Source organism: Cohnella sp. SGD-V74 (assembly GCF_003001675.1).
GTDB lineage: Bacteria > Bacillota > Bacilli > Paenibacillales > Paenibacillaceae > Cohnella.
On sequence record NZ_PVYW01000022.1, the window covers coordinates 106,338 to 123,861 of the forward strand.

The window sequence follows — 17,524 nt, forward strand, 5'->3', positions numbered from 1 at the left end:
TCGTCAAGCTCTATATATCCCCGCAGAGGAGAGACGGACATGTTCCGCTTGTTCGATCCAGACAAGCTCAGATCCATCACCGCCAAGATGATCGCCACTTTCTTACTGGCTCTGACGCCTATGTACTTAGTCAGTCTGCAGCTGAATCGCATGGGCTCGGACAGCGTGATGCAGCAAGTTCGGGATTCGATGAACTCGCGCGTCGCCTATTATTTGAATTCCTTGCAAACCGCCGTCGACGGCATTACCCGTCTGCAGCGTCAATACGTCATCGACGAGGATATCCAGAAGCTCGCCAATATTGCGCCGTCCATGAGCTTGTTCGAGCGAGCGATGGCGGAGCGGCGCATCCAGGACAAAATGATGCTGATGACGATCTCAAGTCCTTACGTGCTGGAATCCCGCATCTATTTGCCCATGATCGGCAAGACGATTTTGTCCGCCTCCGACGAAGGAGAGATGAGCCCGGATCGGATCGAGGCGGCCAAACGGGCCGCGCTGAGCCAGCCGAAGCCGCTCGTCAAGCTGGGAGAACGGATGGTCATCCAGCATATTTCCCCCAACCCTCAGGTGGCGCCGGAGAAGACCGCCTTCATTATGCAAACGGATATTTCCGCCGCCCGTATTCTGGAGGAGCTGGATCAATTGGCCGCCGATTCGGAGAGCGGCGCCGTATTGATCAACCGATCCCAGAGCTGGACGATATCGAGCATGGCGGACGCCGAGCTGAGCGCACGGACCGTCGCTTTGGCGAACGAGCGGCTCGAAGCCGGCCTGCATTCCGGGGACACTCGAATGACGTACAACGGACACCGTTATCTCGTCGCGCACACCTATTCCGAAGCCTTGCAGTGTTCCCTGCTGTTGACTTTGCGGGAGGATAAGGTCATCGGTCCGCTGAGTCGTTACCGGGAATGGTTCTGGGTATTGTCCGGCCTGTCTTTGCTGACCGTGCTGTTGTTCTCTTCCTCCATCTACCGCGTCATTCACAAGCCGCTTCGCAGCATGGTGACCGCTTTCCGCAAGCTGGAACGCGGCGATATGAACGTGCGCATCGACATGCGCAGACAGGATGAATTCCAATACCTGTATAAACAGTTCAATACGACGGCGGAACAACTGAAACACCTGATCGAAGAAGTTTACGAAAATCGCATTGCCTTGCAGCGGTCGGAACTGAAGCAGCTGCAATCGCAAATCAACCCGCATTTTCTCTATAACACTTATTTTCTTGTACACCGCATGGCCAAGGCGATGAAGATAGAACAAGTCATCAGGGCAACCGAATATTTAGGCGTCTACTTTCAGCATATTACGCGCAACGCTCAGGAGATCGTTCCTCTGGAGATGGAATACCGGCACATCGCAGCCTATATCGAGCTGCAGTCGCTCCGATTCCACAACCGGATCACGCCAACCGTCGAGCCTCTTCCCGAATCTCTGAAGGCGGTGCCCGTACCCCGGCTGCTGCTGCAGCCGATGGTCGAGAATGCCTACCAGCATGGACTGAAGGAAAAGCTGGAGGGCGGACTCATCCGCATTGGCGCGGTCGAATCTCACAGCAGCCGTATAGACAACCATCTGTCGGAAAACGGGGTTTTGCTGTTCACCGTCGAGGACAACGGAGACGAGTTAAGCGATGAAGCGCTTGCCGCCTTGCAAGATAAGCTGTCGGATAAGTTCGACGACAAGGAAACGACCGGGTTGCTTAACGTCCATCGGCGGGTTCAGCTCCGTTACGGCAGCGCCTACGGCATTACTCTGTCGCGGAGCAAGCTCGGGGGTCTTCGCGTCCAACTCGCCCTTCCCCTTCAGGAACAGGTTGTAAAAATCGGTCAATCCAAGTAAACGTTCGATTATTGAGGCCGGTATCCCTCCGTCCCATAATGAATGCTGAGGGACGATCCTCAACACTTGATAAGGGGGAACACACATGAGAGCTATACCTAAACCAATGAAACCGCTCGCGATTGCCGTCACTCTCTCCATGCTGCTGGCCGCGTGCAGCAGCGGCAACAACGGGGAGAGCCAACCTGCTTCGCCGGCTCCTGGAAGCAGTTCATCGTCTTCCGCGAGCGCAAGCGAAGACCCGGGCATCCCGACCGATCCGTTCGCTCCGTACCCGGAAACGGTCAAGCTGACGTTCAGCCGCTATCAAGGCCAGGAAGTCAAATTTCTGAACGACGACACGGTTGACGACAATCTCATTATCCGTGAATACAAAGAGATACTGAATATCGATGTCAAGAACGCCTGGGTCGTAAAAGGCACCGGAGAGCAGTACGAGCAGAAGATGAACGTGGTCATCGCGTCGAACGACCTGCCTGATCTGATGTACGTGAACGCGCAGCAGTTGAAACAATTGGTGGAAGCCGATCTGGTGCAGGATCTGGGACCTTTGCTCGAAAAGTACGGTTCCCCTTACGCCAAAGACGTCATGACTCAGGATGGCGGCAACGCTCTGAAATCGGCGACGTTCGGAGGCAAGCTGCTGGCCATTCCGCAAACGGGTTCGAACATCGATTCCACACCGATTTTGTGGGTCCGCGAAGATTGGCGCCAAAAGCTGAATCTGCCGGAGCCGAAAACGTTCGACGATTTCCTCAAGCTGGCGGAAGCGTTCTCCAAGCAGGATCCGGACGACAACGGCAAACAAGACACCTACGGATTCGGCGTAAGCAAGGAATTATGGGGCGGTATGCCCGGACTTGAAGGCTTCTTCAATATGTACGGCGCTTTTCCGAGCATCTGGGTGAAAGGCGACGACGGAGCGCTGACCTACGGCTCCATTCAGCCTGAAGTCAAGGACGCGCTCGGCAAGCTTGCCGAACTGTACAAGGACGGACAGATCGATCCGGAATTCGCCTCCAAGGACGGAGGGAAAATCGCCGAAGCCGCTACGAGCGGCAAGCTGGGCATGTATTTCGGCGCTATGTGGACGCCGCTGTGGCCTCTGCAAGACGGCAAAAACCAAAATCCGGATATGGAGTGGCAAGCCTATCCCGTCCCTGCCATGGGCAACGAAGCGCCTAAAGTATCCGCCGCGTTCCCTGTAACCAAATACTTTGCCGTCAGGAAGGGCTACGAGCATCCGGAAGCGGCGATCAAGCTGCTTAATCTGGATCTGGAGCGTCACTGGGGATCCATGTACGATCCGGACAAATATTTCGCCGACAAAGGCTCCATCGAATTCCGCAAATATTCGATCTATCCCGAGGCGGAGCCGAGCCGGCGCAACCTGACGATCCATCAGAAAGTCGTCGAAGCGTTCGAGACGGGCGACCTCTCCAAGCTGAACGTGGAAGAGACGGACAAGTACAATATGATCAAGGATTACTTGGAAAACGGAGATCTCGGCGGATGGGGATGGGACCGGGTATTCGGCAAACGCGGCTCGTTCGAAGTCATCAACAACTATGTCAATAACGGCCAAGTTTACGATAACGAATTTTACGGAGCGCCGACCGAAGCGATGGGCGAGAAATCGGCAGCTCTCGGCAAAATGCAACTGGAGACGTTCACCAAAATCATTATGGGCGCCGCCAACCTCGATGCTTTCGACAAATACGTGAGCGACTACAAGAAACTCGGCGGAGACGATATCGCCAAAGAAGTCAATGAATGGAAGGCTCTCCAGTAGTACCGAGTAGCGAATAACGGCAGAGAACGCACCGAAGGGATAAGTGAACGACCCTGCTTGTCCCTTCTTGCGTTTGCATCTGCAGCGCAGGAGGAACAACATGCTCAGATTAAGACGATTTCGCGATATGCCGCTGCATCTGATGCTGCTGCCCGGAGTTATCCTGGTATTCATCTACAGCTATCTTCCGCTTGCGGGGATCGCCATCGGATTTCAGAAATTTATGCCTTCGAAAGGCTTATTCGGCTCCAAGTGGACCGGACTCGATAATCTCCACTATATGTTGAACATGCCGGGAATCGGCCAGGTCGTCTGGAACACGTTCTATATTTCCAGCTTGAAAATCCTGTTCGGACTGCTCGTTCCGATTGTCATAGCGTTACTGCTGAATGAAATCGCGGCTCATCGCATCAAAAAAACGTTTCAAACTTTGATTTATCTCCCCCACTTTCTGTCCTGGATCATTCTGGGCGGCATTCTCGTCGACATCCTGTCGCCGGGGCATGGTATCGTCAATCAGATCCTCGGCCTGTTCGGCATCAAGCCGATCTATTTTCTCGGCAACAACGACTGGTTTCCGTTTACGCTCGTCGCCAGCGATATTTGGAAAGAATTCGGCTTCAATACCATCGTGTATTTGGCCGCGCTGACGTCCATCAATCCCGCTCTCTACGAAGCGGCCTATATGGACGGCGCAGGTCGATGGAAACAAACCTGGTACGTTACGCTCCCCGGCATGCTGCCGATCATCGTGCTGCTGGCCACGCTCAGCCTGGGCAACGTGCTGAATGCCGGCTTCGACCAAGTATTCAATCTGTACAGTCCGGCCGTTTACGAGAGCGGCGATATTATCGATACGCTCGTCTATCGGACAGGTCTCGTCGACATGCAATACGGCGTCGCAACGATCGTCGGTGTATTCAAATCCGCGATATCGCTGGTCCTGATCTCCTTCTCTTATTGGGCAGCCTACCGATTCGCCAATTATCGCATCTTCTAGAGAAAGGAGGCGGCGTGGATGTATGCCAATACTGTCGGCAGAAAAACGTTCCAGTTCGCCAATTACACGTTTCTGATCCTGCTGTCGCTGACTTGTCTGTTTCCGCTTATCCATGTGCTTGCGATCTCATTCAGTTCCAGCAGCGCGGCGACCGCAGGCCTCGTCACCTTCTGGCCCGTGGACTTCACGACGAAATCTTATCAATACATTTTGGAGGAACCCGCCTTTATCCGTTCATTCGGCGTTGCGCTGCAGCGCGTAGCGCTTGGGACGGTCCTTAACATGCTGCTTACCGTGCTCGTGGCCTACCCGCTGTCCAAAGAAGCCCGCGTTTTCCGCTATCGCACCGTTTACGCCTGGTATTTCGTGTTTACGATTTTGCTCAGCGGAGGCTTGATCCCGTGGTATATGACGATCAAGGCAACCGGAATTATGGATACGCTATGGGCGTTGGTGCTTCCTGGCGCCGTACCGGTATTCAATGTTATTCTGATGCTGAACTTCTTCCGCGGATTGCCGAAAGAATTGGAGGAATCCGCCTTTATCGACGGATCCGGCTATTGGGGAGCGCTGTGGCGGATTTATATTCCGCTCTCGAAAGCCTCGCTGGCAACGGTCGCTTTGTTCACCGTCGTCGGCCATTGGAACGCCTGGTTCGACGGTCTGATCCTGATGAATTCGCCGGATCATTATCCGTTATCCACTTATTTGCAGACCATCCTGACTAAAATCAACATGTCTTCGCTGACCTCTGATCAAGCGAAGGAGTTGGCGGCCGTATCAGACCGAACGGCCAAAGCCGCCCAGATTTTCCTTGGAGCTTTGCCGATCCTATGCGTCTATCCGTTCCTGCAGCGTTACTTCGTCAAGGGCATTGTACTAGGCAGCGTGAAGGAATAAGGAGGGAACTTGCTTGATTCGGATTCTGATCGTCGATGACGAGCCTTATATCGTGGAAGGCATGGTAGGTTTGCTGGAGGAAGCGGAACTGCCTGAGACGGAAATTCGCGGGGCGATCTCCTCCGGAGAGGCGCTCGAATGGATGGCGCGGACGAAGGTGGACATCGTGCTTTCCGACATTCACATGCCGGGCATGAACGGTCTGGAGCTGCAGAAGCGGATCTTGCAGCAATGGCCTCGCTGCAAAGTCGTCTTCCTCACCGGGCATAACGAATTTGAATACGCCAAGGAAGCGCTGCGATACGGCGCTTCCGATTACATCCTGAAGACCGACGGGGACGATGCGATTCTCGACACGATTCAAAGAACGATGGAGGCTGTCAAGGAGGAAACCGTTCGCGAATCCTACTTGGAATCCGCGCAAGCGCAGATGCGCAGCGCCTTGCCGTTGCTGCAGAAGGAATATATGCAGGAACTTCTGCGGTCGCCTGCCACGTCGCGAACGGCGCTTGCGGACCAGTTGACGCGGCTGCAGATTCCTCTAAGCGCGGACGCAGAGGTGCTGGCGGTGCAAGGCCGCATTCTGAATTGGCCCGAACAGATGAATTCGTCGGACCGAACGCTGATGACGTATGCGATTCGCAATATCGCTATCGAATATTGGGAGACGGGCGCGGAATTGATCTCGCTGGGCATCGAGCAGGAGCGTATGGTGTGGCTTCTGCAGATCAAGCCGTCTGCGACCGGCGACAACGGGGACAACGAAGCCGCCTGGCGGAGATTGCAGAGCTTCGCCTTCGGGAACCTGGAATCGATTCAGGCGACTTGCCGCGAGCTGCTTCGTCTGTCCGTCTCCTTCGTCATGGGGGCTAAAGAGACGGCATGGGAGAAGCTTCCCGAGCAGATGGAAGCGTTAAATCTAACGTTCCGTCGCAGCTTCGGCATGGGAGACGATTTGCTGCTGAGGGAAAGCGCGGAGCCCGAGCAGAATATGCAGATCTTGAAGGGACTTTCCGTCCGCGATTCGTCCCTGAAATCGGCTGCGCTCGCCGCCCTGCTCGAAGGCGGGAAGCAGCAGCTCTTCGAACGAACGCTTCACGAATACATGCTCGATCCCGCCCTCGTGAATGGACCGGAGACGGGCAGAATCGCCGCCTATTATCAATTGGTCGTCATTCTGATGAGCGATCTGAGCAGCGGCAATCTGTTTCAAATCGTAAGCGAACGAATGGACTTGTCGCGACTCTACAAATACGACGCGCACGATACCTGGGAAGACCGGCTCGACTATTTGACCAAGCTTGCCGACGCGATCTTCGAGCATCATCGGACAAGGCTGCAGCGGCATAACGACGAATTGGTCGCCAAGCTGAAAGATTACATCGACAGTCATATTTCGGATGATCTCTCCTTGACCCGTCTCGGAGAAATCGCCTTCTTCAACGCCAGTTACTTGTCGCGCATATTTAAGCAATATTCCGGCATGAACCTGACCGAATACATTATGCAGGTCCGCATGAACGAAGCGACGCGGCTGCTGCGGGAGACCGATATGCAGGTTCAGGAAATTACGAAAGCGATCGGTCTCGAATCGGCCGCCTACTTCATTCGCATGTTCAAGAGAGCGACCCATATGACCCCTCAGCAATATCGGGAATTCAATCAGTAGATGAATCCCGAACGGGATGAAGTGAGGGCTACACTATCTCGACTCCCGGCAAACCGTCGGGAAACCGGCTCCAATCTTGAAGCATTTCCCCATCCGTCAGCAGGCAAGCGTCCAATTCCGCAATCAGCCGTTCCCGTTCCAGGTCGATGCCGATAAACACCACTTTATTGATGCGGTCTCCGTACCGGTCGTCCCAGTTCTCGGCCGCTTCCGGCTCCTCGTTCAGAAGGGCTTCGCGTTCCTCTTGCGGCAGCGCTGCGATCCAGTACCCCGAAGGCCCGAATTGGATGGAAGGGCCGGCCTGGCTGAGGCTTTGGCCGATGTCGTTGCGGGAGGCCAGCCAGATCATGCCTTTGGCGCGAACGACTTCGGGCGGCCATTCCTTCATCCAGCTCGCCAACCGTTCGGGATGAAACGGCTTCTGCCGCTCGTACACGAAAGAGGAGATGCCGTATTCTTCGGTTTCCGGCGTGTGGACGGGCTTCTCCATTTCCTTGATCCAGCCCGCGGATCGGCTGGCCTCTTCGTAATCGAACAGGCCGGTATTCAAGATTTCCCGAGGATCGACGCTCCCGTTGACGGTTCGAACCAGCTTCGCCCTTGGCTGCAGCTTGCGAAGCACGCCCTCCAGCTCGTCCAGCTCTTCATCGGCAAGCTTGTCGCATTTATTCAGCAGCAGCACGTCGCAAAATTCGATCTGATCGATAAGCAGATCGACGACGTCCCGCGTATCGTCCTCCCCTACGGCCTGATTGCGTTCCAGCAGCGATTCCCCGGAAGAGAAGTCATGCCAGAAACGATACGCGTCGACGACGGTAACCATGCAATCGAGTCGGCACAGCTGCGACAGATCGATCCCTTGTGCTTCATCGCTGTAGGCGAACGTCTGGGCTACAGGCACAGGCTCGCCTACGCCCGTCGATTCGATCAGAATATAATCGAAGCGATTTTCCTTGGCCAGCTTCTCCACCTCGACCAGCAAATCCTCGCGCAGCGTGCAGCAGATGCAGCCGTTGGACATCTCCACAAGCTTCTCGTCGATTCGCGACAATCCGCCCCCCTCTTTAATCAGCGAAGCGTCGATGTTGACTTCGCTCAGATCGTTGACGATGACGGCGATTTTCAGCCCGTGCCGATGGTTCAGCACGTGATTGAGCACGGTCGTTTTGCCCGAGCCCAGATACCCGCTCAATACGGTTACCGGAATTTTGTTTGGAGTCATTTTTACCACCCTTTTCTTTGATAGAACCGTTCGGCGGCCCGCTGCAGCAGCAAGCAAAACGAACGGTTATGACCGATGTAGAAGGAGGACAAATCGTATCGGCCGCGCGAGGCCTCGAACGTGACCAGCAGGCGGTGCCGCATTTCCCGCATCGCAAGGCGCACGAATCGATCCGCCTGCTCCGATGCGAACAGCGTCATATACGCATACAGCGAATGATCCTCCGGCTCGTCGAGAACGCTGACCCCGGCGCAGGAAAACTCGGTTTGGACGTTCATCCTCTTCAGCAGCGCTAACGCGCCGAGAAGCTCGGCATCCACTTCGATGTTTCCCAAATGCGCCGTTTGCTTGGCTCTTCTTCGGAGCTTGGTTCGCTCCAGCCAGCTCTCCAACTCCGCTTCCCTTCGCTTCCAGCTTTCCGCCGAATGAACGCTGATCACCTTTTCCGCATCGTTGTCGATGCCGGCGACATAGGCCACGAGGCCTCCCCCTCTCCGGGCAAACGAGCGCCGCAGGTGATAAGGCAGCCTGCGGCGCATGTCCCTGTTCCGTTTTATTGAAATGTCGGCAGCGGGTCGTTGAACAGCCGCCAGTTGCCCTTCATCTCGGATTCCGTCAACAGCGCCTCATCCAGACTGCGCGTAATGTTCTCCCTGTCCAGTCCGACGCCGATCAACACCAGCTTGGTCACACGATCTCCCCACTCGTCGTCCCAGTCGGGAGATTTGGGAAAATCATGCTCGCTGCCGAAATAAAGGCGCTTCTCGTCGTCGCTCAGCGCGGCCACCCATAATCCGGCAGGAGACATCTGACGGGATGCCCCGGCTTGGCTGAACGAGATCGCCATGCTGTTGCGGGTAGCTACCCACATGATCCCCTTCGACCGTACGACCTCTTTAGGCCAGTCGCCGAGCCAGGTCAGCAAACGTTCAGGATGAAACGGGATTTTACGCGAGTACACGAACGACGAGATCCCGTATTCCTCGGTTTCCGGCGTATGGTGGTCCTTCTGCAGCTCCTGAATCCATCCGGCGGAGCGGCTGGCCTCTTCGAAATCGAACAGATGCGTATTGAGAATGTCCTTAGGATCGACTTTGCCGTGGCTCGTACGGATGATTCTCGCTCGCGGCTGAAGTCCTCTCAGCGCCGTCTCCAATTGATCGAGCTCGGCTTCGCCGACCATATCGCATTTATTGATGACGAGCACGTCGCAAAATTCGACCTGATCGGTCAGCAGGTGCACGACGCCTCTCGCATCGCCCTCTCCGGCTTCCTGATTCCGGTCTCTGAGCGTATCCCGAGTGTTGAAATCCTGCCAGAAGTGATACGCGTCCACTACCGTTACCATGCAGTCGAGACGGGTAAGCTTGGATAAATCGATGCCCTGCTCTTCGTCGACGTAAGTGAAGGTTTGAGCGACCGGCAGCGGCTCTCCGACTCCGGTCGATTCGATCAGAATGTAATCGAACCGTTTCTCCTTCGCCAGCCGCTCTACTTCCTGAAGCAGGTCGTCGCGCAGCGTGCAGCAGATACAGCCGTTCGACATTTCCACCAGCTTTTCGTCCGTGCGGCTCAGCCCTCCCCCGTCCCGAACGAGATCGGCATCGATATTGACCTCGCTCAGATCGTTGACGATGACCGCGACCTTCAGGCCTTCCCTGTTATTGAGCACATGGTTCAAAATCGTCGTCTTGCCTGCGCCCAGATAGCCGCTCAGCACCGTAACCGGAATTTTTTGCTCCTCTTCCTTCGTCAATACGCTCATCTTTTTTCCGCTCCTTCTTAGGCCAATCTAGATAACGGATTTCGTTGGCCATCGCGAAAGTTTCGATAACCCGCACCGCTCTGATTTATGCGTAATTTTTACGATTATCAGTCAAGAAAACTGCCGCTTCATCTCTTCGATGCAGTCCCGGCTCACCATTTTCCCTCGAAAATAAACCAGATTTTCCGAGCTTCCCGTGAAAATGCACGTAGGTTCATACTTGCGAAGCATGATCCGCTCTCCGTCCACGAAGATTTCAATCGGATCCTTCTCCCCGATGCCCATCGTACGGCGCAATTCGATCGGGAGGACGATTCTCCCCAATTCGTCGACTTTGCGGACGATGCCTGTCGCTTTCATCATGCGCTGCTCCTCCTCTGGCGATTCTCTTACGGCGCTCCGGCGTTCGCGTACTCTCTGCTGCCGGTCGCTCGGGGCTTGTATTCGGTAAAAGCGGTCTCAATATGCGCCTGAAGCAGCGGACTGTCCTCGATGATCGCTTTGCGCTTCGCTTTAAGGATAATCTGCTCCATATCCGCAAAGCTGCACCCGGCGAGCAGCTCCGAAGCCGCTCGATGAACGGTTCCCCGACTCTCGAAAGCTCCGATCAACAGCGAAATGAACTCGTTGCGGCTGGCTTCCTCCGGCATGCCGTACGTCATTTTCGTATCGAAACGGCGCCAGACGGCATGATCCAGCTCCTCCTCCAAATTCGTCGCGGCTACGAAAACGCTGTCCCCTTCGAATTCGTCCAGACACTGCAGCAGCGTGTTCACCGCTCTGGCCATTTCCTTGACTTCGTCGTTGTTCTCCCGGGTCCTGGCCACCGCGTCGAACTCATCCAGAAACAGTACGCAGGGCGAGCCTTTGGCGTAATCGAATATTTTGCGAATGTTGCTTCCCGTCTCTCCCAGATGGCTGTGAATGATCGCGTCGAGCCGAACCAAGATGAGCGGCAGCTCGAGCCGGGCTGCCAGATAGAAGGCGGTCAGCGTCTTGCCGGTGCCCGGCGGGCCGAACATGACGACTTTGTTGGGAATCGGCACATCGTATTGCTCGAATTTGTCCTTCATGCCGAGAATCGTAATAAACTCCTCGACGATTTGCCGGTTAACCGGCGGCAGAACAATACGTTTGACCTTCCTTGCGCATTCTTTAACCTCGTAGTAGGTGCCCATGTCGATGCCCTTGGACCGGGGGAGGCGCAGATTTGCTTTGTTTTTGCTCATTCTTGAGAAGCTCCTTAATTAATCAATGCCGGGGAAGTCCAGAAAACCCCCTCCCGGTCCAGCTCTACTCGCTCCAGCTGACGCTCGAAGTCGGGACACGGCGTTATCGAAGGAACCAAACTCCACTCGCCGTCGTCATCCAGCGCATAGACGCTCCATATGCCCCGTTCGAGACGAAATTGCGCGATTGCCGTACGGGTCCATTGCCGGCTGCCGTAATCCGGTCGCTCCTCCGACAAGGTGAGCCGATCGCCGTCCCATGCGTATTTTAAGCGAACGGACGCACGAACCTCCCGAGGGACCTTCAAATCGATATATCCATCCAAAAGCTTCCCGAGTCTTCGGATCGTAAACGGGTCCATCCCTCTTTCACCTCGTCCTGTGCGAATACAAATCCGCAACGCCGAAACGGCGTCCTATTAAGACGACCGATTCGGCATTCGGCGACTGCGTTCTACTCGTTCAACGCCTTCTTCAAAGCTTCCAGATTGCTTCTCATAATAGCGATATAGTCCTGGTTGTTGCCGACTTCCTCTTCCGTCAGTCCTTCGAGCGGATTAAGCACATCCGTCCGGGCGCCCAGTTCGTCCGCCACCGTCTGTGCCACCTTCGGATCGACCAGCGTCTCGAAGAAGATCGTCTTGACTTGGTGCTCCTTGGCGAATTCCACGATTTCCGCCATTTCGTTCGGGGACGGCTCCTGATCGGGAGACAGCCCCGAAATCGGAAGCTGCGTAAGTCCGTAGCGCTTGGCGAGATAGCCGAATGCCGCGTGCTGCGTCACGAACTCCTTGCGTTTGGCGCCGCCCAGCTCCGTCTTGAACGCCTCGTCCAGTTCCTGCAGCTTGGCGATATACGCGTCGGCGTTTTTCTTGTAATCGTCCTTGCGGTCCGGATCGGCCTTCGCGAAGGCGTCGGCGATCGCAGCAACCTGCTGTTGGGCCAGCACCGGATCGAGCCATACGTGCGGATCGAGCACATGCTCGTGTTCATCCGCGTGTTCGTCTCCATGCTCGTCGGCATGCTCGTCTTCGTCCGCATGTTCATCTGCATGTTCATCTGCGTGTTCTTCTTCGTCAGCATGCTCATCCGCGTGTTCTTCTTCATGTCCGTGCTCATGCTCGTGCGGCAGGCCTTCCATCAGCTCGATGCCCTCGCTCGCCTTCACGACGATCCGCTTGTCGCTCGCCGCGCTTGCCAGCGCGTCTTCGACCCATTCCTCTACGAGTCCGTTGTACACGAAAATATCGGCTTCCTTCACTTTGACCATGTCCTGCGGCGAAGGCTCCCAATCGTGCGGCTCCGTTCCCGGAGGAACGAGCGCGACGACGTCGGCGTATTCCCCTCCCACCTGCTTGCTGAACTCGTACATCGGATAAAAAGTCGTGACGACTTTCAGCTTGGCGGCTTCCGCGGCGCTCGCGCTGCCCGAAGGCTCCGCGCTGCCCGACGCCGTGCCGGTCGGCTGATCGTTCTTGCTGCAGCCCGCCAGCGCCAAAGCCAATCCCGCTATCAATACGATCGATGTCTTAAATCCTTTTTTCACCGTTATTTTTCCTCCCGAAATCCGATATTCATAGAAGTTTCCTGATTTTATAGGTCGCTTTCCTTATTCCGATTCCCGCAATGAGGAGCACCAACAGTACGAAAGCGATCGTTCCCCCAGGAGGCGTGCTCAACTGATAAGAGGCCGCCAGGCCGGAAAATACGCCCGCCAATCCGATGCCCATGGAGATAACCAATGCCGCGGCGAAGCTCGGAGCGATCCGAATCGCCAGCGCTGCGGGAAGCACAATAAGGGAAGAGACGAGAAGCACCCCGACGATCGGAATGCTGGCCGCGACGATCATTCCGGTAATGACGCTGAAGCCGAGCGAGATCCACTTGACCGGGAGCCCGTTCGTCTTCGCCGTCTCCTCGTCGAACGTCATCTGGTACAGCGGTCTGCGCATGAAATAAAAAAACGCGCCTCCAACCAAGGCTACCGCGCCCATAAGAAGCAGTTCGGTCCGGTTCACGGCTACGACAGAACCGAATAAGTAAGAGGTGAAGCTTTTGTTGGTCGCGCGGGCAAGGCTCATCAAGATCACCGCGGTTGACAGCCCGCCGACCATAATAATGGCGACGGACATCTCGCTGTAGGTTTTGTAGGCTCTTCGCACGTATTCCACCGCGACGGCCCCCGCTACGGCGGCAATAAACCCCGTCAAGGTCGGGTCGATATGAAGATATATTCCTGCAGCTACGCCGGCGAGCGATACGTGCGACAGCATATCCGCCATTAACGCCTGCCTGCGAAGCATCAGATAAACTCCCAAAGCCGAAGCGATGAGCGCGATTATCCCACCGGCGCAAAATGCCCGCTGCATGAAGTCGTAGTGCAGCATTTCCAGCCTCCATCTTCTTTGCGTTCCAAGGTAATGCAGCGGTCGAGATACTCCGCCATCTCCGTCAGGTTGTGCGTGACCATCACCACAGTCCGGCCGTAATCCTTGACCTGGGCCTGAAGCAGGCGATAAAATCCGAGCCGGCTTTCCTGGTCCATACCGGTCGTCGGCTCGTCCAGCACAAGCAGGTCCGGCTCCTGGGCAAGCGCCCTGGCGATACACACCTTCTGCTTCTGTCCGCCGGACAATTCGCCGATCTTGCGATGGCGAAACTCCCACATTCCCACCTGCCGGATCGCATCCTCCGTCATCCGGCGGTCCTCTTGATCGAGCCTGCGCAGCCAGGAGCCTCTGGCATGTCTGCCGGAACGGACGAATTCCGTAACCGTGCTCGGGAACGCGCCGTTAAAAGCGGCGATCTGCTGCGGAACGTAACCGATCGCCAGCTTGCCGCCTCCGGCATTGCGCCGGGCCAATTCCACCGTGCCGCTCCAAGGCTTCAGCAGCCCCAGCATCAGCTTAAGCATCGTTGTTTTGGCGGCCCCGTTCTGACCCGAGATCGTCACGAATTCCCCGAAAAAAATATCGACGTTCGCCTGCTCCAGACATGGAACGTCCCCGTAACCGAAATTTACGTCTCGCAGCGATACCATTCGCATAAGCGCGCGTTCCCCCTTCCTTCCGTCCGTCACCGCTTCGATCGTTCCGCTCCGGACTTTTTTCAAATTGCGTAATTATTACGATTTTCAGTCATAAAAAAAGCGTTCCAAGGATGACCAAGCCGTGCCCGGCCATGCTTGCGGGAAATTAGCGAGTTTCCCGGTGAAGCGTATATTTCTTGAGACGAGGACTATATTTGCGGAGCTCCAGACGGTTGGGGTGCGTTCTTTTGTTTTTCGAGGTCGTGTAGTTGCGATCTCCCGTTTCCGTGCAAGCCAGCGTGACGATCACTCTCATTACGCTCACCTCCTTCGTTCGTATTTAATTGTAATTATTACGCATATAGAAAGCATAGCGCCTAAAGACCGGTCTGTCAACGTCTAGTCGGCAAAGCCGTAAAAGAATTTGAAGAAACAGGCCCCGATCGCAAGCGGCTGGGGACCGCATGCCGGAGCCGTTGGCGGGTTCCTTTATTGAAGCTGGCACTCCTCGCACAGTCCGTATACTTCAAAACGGTGCCGCAAAACTTTGTAGTTGCCGGGCAGGTTCACGTTTTGCTCCATGGGGCAATATTCGAAGGGGAGCGTCTTCTCGCAGTTGACGCAGATCAAATGATGATGGTGGTGGGAAATGCAGTTCTCCCTGAACTTCAATCCGCCCTCCATAAAATAAAAATGCTCCAGAACCCCCATCTCGCTAAGCATGCGGAGATTCCGATAGACGGTATCGAAGCTTACGCTCGGATAAGGGACGACCATCTGGTCGTAGACGTCTTTGGGGGACAGATACCCGTCGTAATTCGCGAAAATGCCGGCCAGCGTCTTTCTCTGCTCGGTCACTCTCCAGCCGTTTCTGGACATCGTCTCCAGCATGTTTTTTACTTTGTCGTTCGCCATTTCCGCCCCAACCGTTCCCTTCGCCCGAAATTTGCAGATTTCGCAGCGGACATTGTCTATCCTTCGTATTTTACCAAGAACGAGGACATTTGTCATATGGCTCGACGTGAGGGGCGGGTTGTCTCCTAAGGAGGGCAACCATTTGATTGATCGATGAACATATACCGGGGTATGTATCTCCTTACGCTACAATGCACCCCAGAAAGTGACGAGAAGCTTCGCAGCTTATTCCGATTACTTTCCGGGGACCCCGAAGCAAGGTCATGAAATTTGGAATCGATTAACCCGTGACAGGGTAATTTCATGACCGTATGAGGCAGACGCTTCGCTCTTCAGGAGATACATACCCCTATTTCTATTTCGATCCTTCAAATGGTCTAACTTAGGAGACACCCACTGGAGTTCAGCCCTCGTCGAGTTTTTTGCTCATATGCGCGATCTGATCCGACTCCCAATACCGTTCCTGGTATCCCCGGGACTGCCAGAACGGGTAACCTCCCGGCAAATGCAAAGACGTGTGCAGGCAGCTTTCCGTATAGCCGGCCTCTCTGGCAAACCTCTCGGCCTCGGCATACAGCCGGCTCCCCAGGCCGCTTCTGCGCCGATCGGGACGGATGTAGAATTTGACGATTTCGCAGACCGGACCGCCGCCGATCGTCGGCTCCACCTCCGGGAACCGCCTGTCGTACGGTCGAACGGCCGCCGTGCCGAGCAGAGCTCCGTCCGCATCCTCCGCGATCAGGAAGACGGCGTTCTCCGGACCCGCGTAGACTTCTTCGAAGAAAAACAAATCCCGCGGGTTCTCCTCGTAAGCGCCTTTCGGATACAAGTCCCGCATCAGCGCCAGAACAAACTCCGTTATGTCACGCCTCCTCTCCGGACCAGCAACCGCAATTCGATATTCCGCAGATGACTTCACCATCAACTTCTCCTTTTTCATGCGCTTGCAGCGACTCGGTCTGCGCCTCTAGACTTCCGGTTTGCCCCCCAGGCTATGCCTGCGCAAACGACGGCCAATACGGCGCTAGCCTTGTACATCGCGCCATAAGAATACAGGTCGGCAACGTGTCCCATCCCCGCGCCGCCCAGCGATACGCCAAGATCGGCCATCGCGATAAACCATCCGATCAAGACATTCCTGGAGGCTCTCGGCAGAACGAACGTCAAATACGAGATCAACGTCGGATACAACGTCGCCTGAGCCAGGCCGATCAGCACGGCCGCGCCGTAGAGCCCCGCCGGCCCCAACGCCGGAGACAGAGACAGCAATGCCGCCCCCGCGGCGCAACAGAGGCACACCGTCCCCACAAACCCCGGATGCCACCTGCCGTCGGACGGAAGCCTCTTGCTGGACGCGAAACGGACGACGACGATCACGGAAGCCTGGAGCATGAGAAACACCCCGGCATTTCCGTACGGAATCTCCCCGGCATACAGCGGTATGAACGTAGAGACGGAGCCGAATACGACGGAAACGAACAGCATCAGCAGGCAGCAGATCCACAGCGGCCCGAGTCTGCCCCTTCGCTTCGATTCGCCGGATGATGGATTGCCGTCCGAAGATTCCGCGGGCGAAACATGCTGCAGCCTGGCATAAAAGCCGAACCAGCCGGTCCCCGCGGCAATGGCGATCATGACGAGCGTAAAGGCGCTCATGCCGCCCCAGTTCCACAAGCCGATCGCGAGAATGGGTCCGGCAATCGTCGGCATGTACGTAAACAGCGAATAAAGCGATATTCCCCGCGAGCGCTCTTGCTCCGGCAAGGCATCGATAATCCCGATCTGAAGCGCCATCGAGAAAAATGCGGTGCATATCCCCTGCATGACGCGGGCCGCCATGTAGCCTTCCAGCCCGGACACCGTGTACAGAAGCAGTGCGGCACCGTTCACGACGAGCAAGATACGCAAGATGATCTCCGGACCGAACTTGTGAATCAGGCGCCCCGCCCAAGGGCGGAAAAACATGCAGGTAAACATATAAGTGCCCATAATCAGCCCGATCTGCCCGTTGCTCGCGCCGAGCGCTTCTCCGCGCAGCGGAAGGATGACGTTAAGAATCGAATTGGCGCTGAAAAACAGCAACGCGAGCATGTATAAACGCAAAAAGGGCCTCGATAGGGCGTTGCTGAGCGGCATTGCGACAATCTCCGCCTTCC

Annotated in this window: 18 protein-coding genes; 5 read left to right on the forward strand and 13 right to left on the reverse strand. The window is 55.7% G+C overall.

Going from position 1 to position 17,524, the window contains the following annotated elements:
* The first annotated feature begins 39 nt into the window (after positions 1 to 39).
* The 5 genes from B0G52_RS28005 to B0G52_RS28025 all read left to right on the forward strand — a co-directional run bounded on the left by B0G52_RS28005 (position 40) and on the right by B0G52_RS28025 (position 7,209).
* Positions 40 to 1,848, forward strand: coding sequence for a sensor histidine kinase (locus B0G52_RS28005; RefSeq protein WP_094049506.1), 1,809 nt, complete (start codon positions 40 to 42; stop codon positions 1,846 to 1,848).
* Positions 1,849 to 1,933: 85 nt separating this feature from the next.
* Positions 1,934 to 3,640 (forward strand): extracellular solute-binding protein, encoded by a 1,707-nt coding sequence (locus B0G52_RS28010; protein WP_094049508.1) that lies wholly within the window; start codon positions 1,934 to 1,936, stop codon positions 3,638 to 3,640.
* Between the two features lie 100 nt (positions 3,641 to 3,740).
* Positions 3,741 to 4,640 (forward strand): ABC transporter permease, encoded by a 900-nt coding sequence (locus B0G52_RS28015; RefSeq protein ID WP_094049510.1) that lies wholly within the window; start codon positions 3,741 to 3,743, stop codon positions 4,638 to 4,640.
* A gap of 18 nt (positions 4,641 to 4,658) precedes the next feature.
* Positions 4,659 to 5,540: a carbohydrate ABC transporter permease gene (locus B0G52_RS28020; protein WP_094049512.1), complete on the forward strand. Its 882-nt coding sequence runs from the start codon at positions 4,659 to 4,661 to the stop codon at positions 5,538 to 5,540.
* Positions 5,541 to 5,553: 13 nt separating this feature from the next.
* On the forward strand, positions 5,554 to 7,209 hold the full coding sequence (locus B0G52_RS28025) for a response regulator (RefSeq protein WP_094049514.1): 1,656 nt from the start codon (positions 5,554 to 5,556) through the stop codon (positions 7,207 to 7,209).
* A 28-nt stretch (positions 7,210 to 7,237) separates the two neighbouring features.
* Here B0G52_RS28025 and B0G52_RS28030 read toward each other — a convergent pair whose 3' ends face one another.
* The 13 genes from B0G52_RS28030 to cntE form a co-directional block, all read right to left on the reverse strand.
* The gene (locus tag B0G52_RS28030; protein WP_094049516.1) at positions 7,238 to 8,431 is read right to left on the reverse strand and encodes a GTP-binding protein; all 1,194 of its coding nucleotides are present in this window, start codon (positions 8,429 to 8,431) and stop codon (positions 7,238 to 7,240) included.
* Between the two features lie 2 nt (positions 8,432 to 8,433).
* Positions 8,434 to 8,910 (reverse strand): hypothetical protein, encoded by a 477-nt coding sequence (locus B0G52_RS28035; protein WP_233163137.1) that lies wholly within the window; start codon positions 8,908 to 8,910, stop codon positions 8,434 to 8,436.
* 74 nt (positions 8,911 to 8,984) lie between these two features.
* Positions 8,985 to 10,196, reverse strand: a complete 1,212-nt coding sequence (locus B0G52_RS28040) for a GTP-binding protein (protein ID WP_094049518.1) — start codon at positions 10,194 to 10,196, stop codon at positions 8,985 to 8,987.
* Between the two features lie 111 nt (positions 10,197 to 10,307).
* Positions 10,308 to 10,559 carry an AbrB/MazE/SpoVT family DNA-binding domain-containing protein gene (locus B0G52_RS28045; RefSeq protein WP_094049520.1) on the reverse strand — a complete coding sequence of 84 codons (252 nt, stop codon included), beginning with the start codon at positions 10,557 to 10,559 and terminating at the stop codon, positions 10,308 to 10,310.
* A 26-nt stretch (positions 10,560 to 10,585) separates the two neighbouring features.
* Positions 10,586 to 11,425: an AAA family ATPase gene (locus tag B0G52_RS28050; protein ID WP_094049522.1), complete on the reverse strand. Its 840-nt coding sequence runs from the start codon at positions 11,423 to 11,425 to the stop codon at positions 10,586 to 10,588.
* Positions 11,426 to 11,439: 14 nt separating this feature from the next.
* On the reverse strand, positions 11,440 to 11,787 hold the full coding sequence (locus tag B0G52_RS28055) for a DUF3024 domain-containing protein (RefSeq protein ID WP_094049524.1): 348 nt from the start codon (positions 11,785 to 11,787) through the stop codon (positions 11,440 to 11,442).
* A 92-nt stretch (positions 11,788 to 11,879) separates the two neighbouring features.
* Positions 11,880 to 12,971, reverse strand: coding sequence for a metal ABC transporter substrate-binding protein (locus tag B0G52_RS28060; RefSeq protein WP_094049526.1), 1,092 nt, complete (start codon positions 12,969 to 12,971; stop codon positions 11,880 to 11,882).
* A 28-nt stretch (positions 12,972 to 12,999) separates the two neighbouring features.
* Positions 13,000 to 13,818 carry a metal ABC transporter permease gene (locus B0G52_RS28065; RefSeq protein ID WP_094049599.1) on the reverse strand — a complete coding sequence of 273 codons (819 nt, stop codon included), beginning with the start codon at positions 13,816 to 13,818 and terminating at the stop codon, positions 13,000 to 13,002.
* Positions 13,764 to 14,471 carry a metal ABC transporter ATP-binding protein gene (locus B0G52_RS28070; protein ID WP_094049601.1) on the reverse strand — a complete coding sequence of 236 codons (708 nt, stop codon included), beginning with the start codon at positions 14,469 to 14,471 and terminating at the stop codon, positions 13,764 to 13,766. Before B0G52_RS28070 ends, B0G52_RS28065 begins: the two co-directional genes overlap by 55 nt.
* A 148-nt stretch (positions 14,472 to 14,619) precedes the next feature.
* Complete coding sequence (gene rpmG / locus B0G52_RS28075; protein WP_094049528.1) at positions 14,620 to 14,769, reverse strand: 50S ribosomal protein L33; 150 nt, start codon at positions 14,767 to 14,769, stop codon at positions 14,620 to 14,622.
* Positions 14,770 to 14,942: 173 nt separating this feature from the next.
* Positions 14,943 to 15,368, reverse strand: a complete 426-nt coding sequence (locus B0G52_RS28080; RefSeq protein ID WP_094049530.1) for a Fur family transcriptional regulator — start codon at positions 15,366 to 15,368, stop codon at positions 14,943 to 14,945.
* 403 nt (positions 15,369 to 15,771) lie between these two features.
* Entirely contained in the window at positions 15,772 to 16,290 is a 519-nt protein-coding gene (locus B0G52_RS28085; RefSeq protein ID WP_158223907.1) for a GNAT family N-acetyltransferase, read from the reverse strand.
* Positions 16,291 to 16,304: 14 nt separating this feature from the next.
* Positions 16,305 to 17,504, reverse strand: coding sequence for a staphylopine family metallophore export MFS transporter CntE (gene cntE / locus B0G52_RS28090; RefSeq protein ID WP_094049534.1), 1,200 nt, complete (start codon positions 17,502 to 17,504; stop codon positions 16,305 to 16,307).
* Between the last annotated feature and the right edge of the window lie 20 nt (positions 17,505 to 17,524).

What these genes read in the sequence shown, in the direction of transcription:
- B0G52_RS28005 (WP_094049506.1), top strand. Translation starts at nt 40, where the DNA reads ATGTTCCGCTTGTTCGATCCAGACAAGCTCAGATCCATCACCGCCAAG.
- B0G52_RS28010 (WP_094049508.1), top strand. Translation starts at nt 1,934, where the DNA reads ATGAGAGCTATACCTAAACCAATGAAACCGCTCGCGATTGCCGTCACT.
- B0G52_RS28015 (WP_094049510.1), top strand. Translation starts at nt 3,741, where the DNA reads ATGCTCAGATTAAGACGATTTCGCGATATGCCGCTGCATCTGATGCTG.
- B0G52_RS28020 (WP_094049512.1), top strand. Translation starts at nt 4,659, where the DNA reads ATGTATGCCAATACTGTCGGCAGAAAAACGTTCCAGTTCGCCAATTAC.
- B0G52_RS28030 (WP_094049516.1), bottom strand. Translation starts at nt 8,431, where the DNA reads ATGACTCCAAACAAAATTCCGGTAACCGTATTGAGCGGGTATCTGGGC.
- B0G52_RS28040 (WP_094049518.1), bottom strand. Translation starts at nt 10,196, where the DNA reads ATGAGCGTATTGACGAAGGAAGAGGAGCAAAAAATTCCGGTTACGGTG.
- B0G52_RS28045 (WP_094049520.1), bottom strand. Translation starts at nt 10,559, where the DNA reads ATGATGAAAGCGACAGGCATCGTCCGCAAAGTCGACGAATTGGGGAGA.
- B0G52_RS28050 (WP_094049522.1), bottom strand. Translation starts at nt 11,425, where the DNA reads ATGAGCAAAAACAAAGCAAATCTGCGCCTCCCCCGGTCCAAGGGCATC.
- B0G52_RS28055 (WP_094049524.1), bottom strand. Translation starts at nt 11,787, where the DNA reads ATGGACCCGTTTACGATCCGAAGACTCGGGAAGCTTTTGGATGGATAT.
- B0G52_RS28070 (WP_094049601.1), bottom strand. Translation starts at nt 14,471, where the DNA reads ATGCGAATGGTATCGCTGCGAGACGTAAATTTCGGTTACGGGGACGTT.
- rpmG (WP_094049528.1), bottom strand. Translation starts at nt 14,769, where the DNA reads ATGAGAGTGATCGTCACGCTGGCTTGCACGGAAACGGGAGATCGCAAC.
- B0G52_RS28080 (WP_094049530.1), bottom strand. Translation starts at nt 15,368, where the DNA reads ATGGCGAACGACAAAGTAAAAAACATGCTGGAGACGATGTCCAGAAAC.
- B0G52_RS28085 (WP_158223907.1), bottom strand. Translation starts at nt 16,290, where the DNA reads ATGGTGAAGTCATCTGCGGAATATCGAATTGCGGTTGCTGGTCCGGAG.
- cntE (WP_094049534.1), bottom strand. Translation starts at nt 17,504, where the DNA reads ATGCCGCTCAGCAACGCCCTATCGAGGCCCTTTTTGCGTTTATACATG.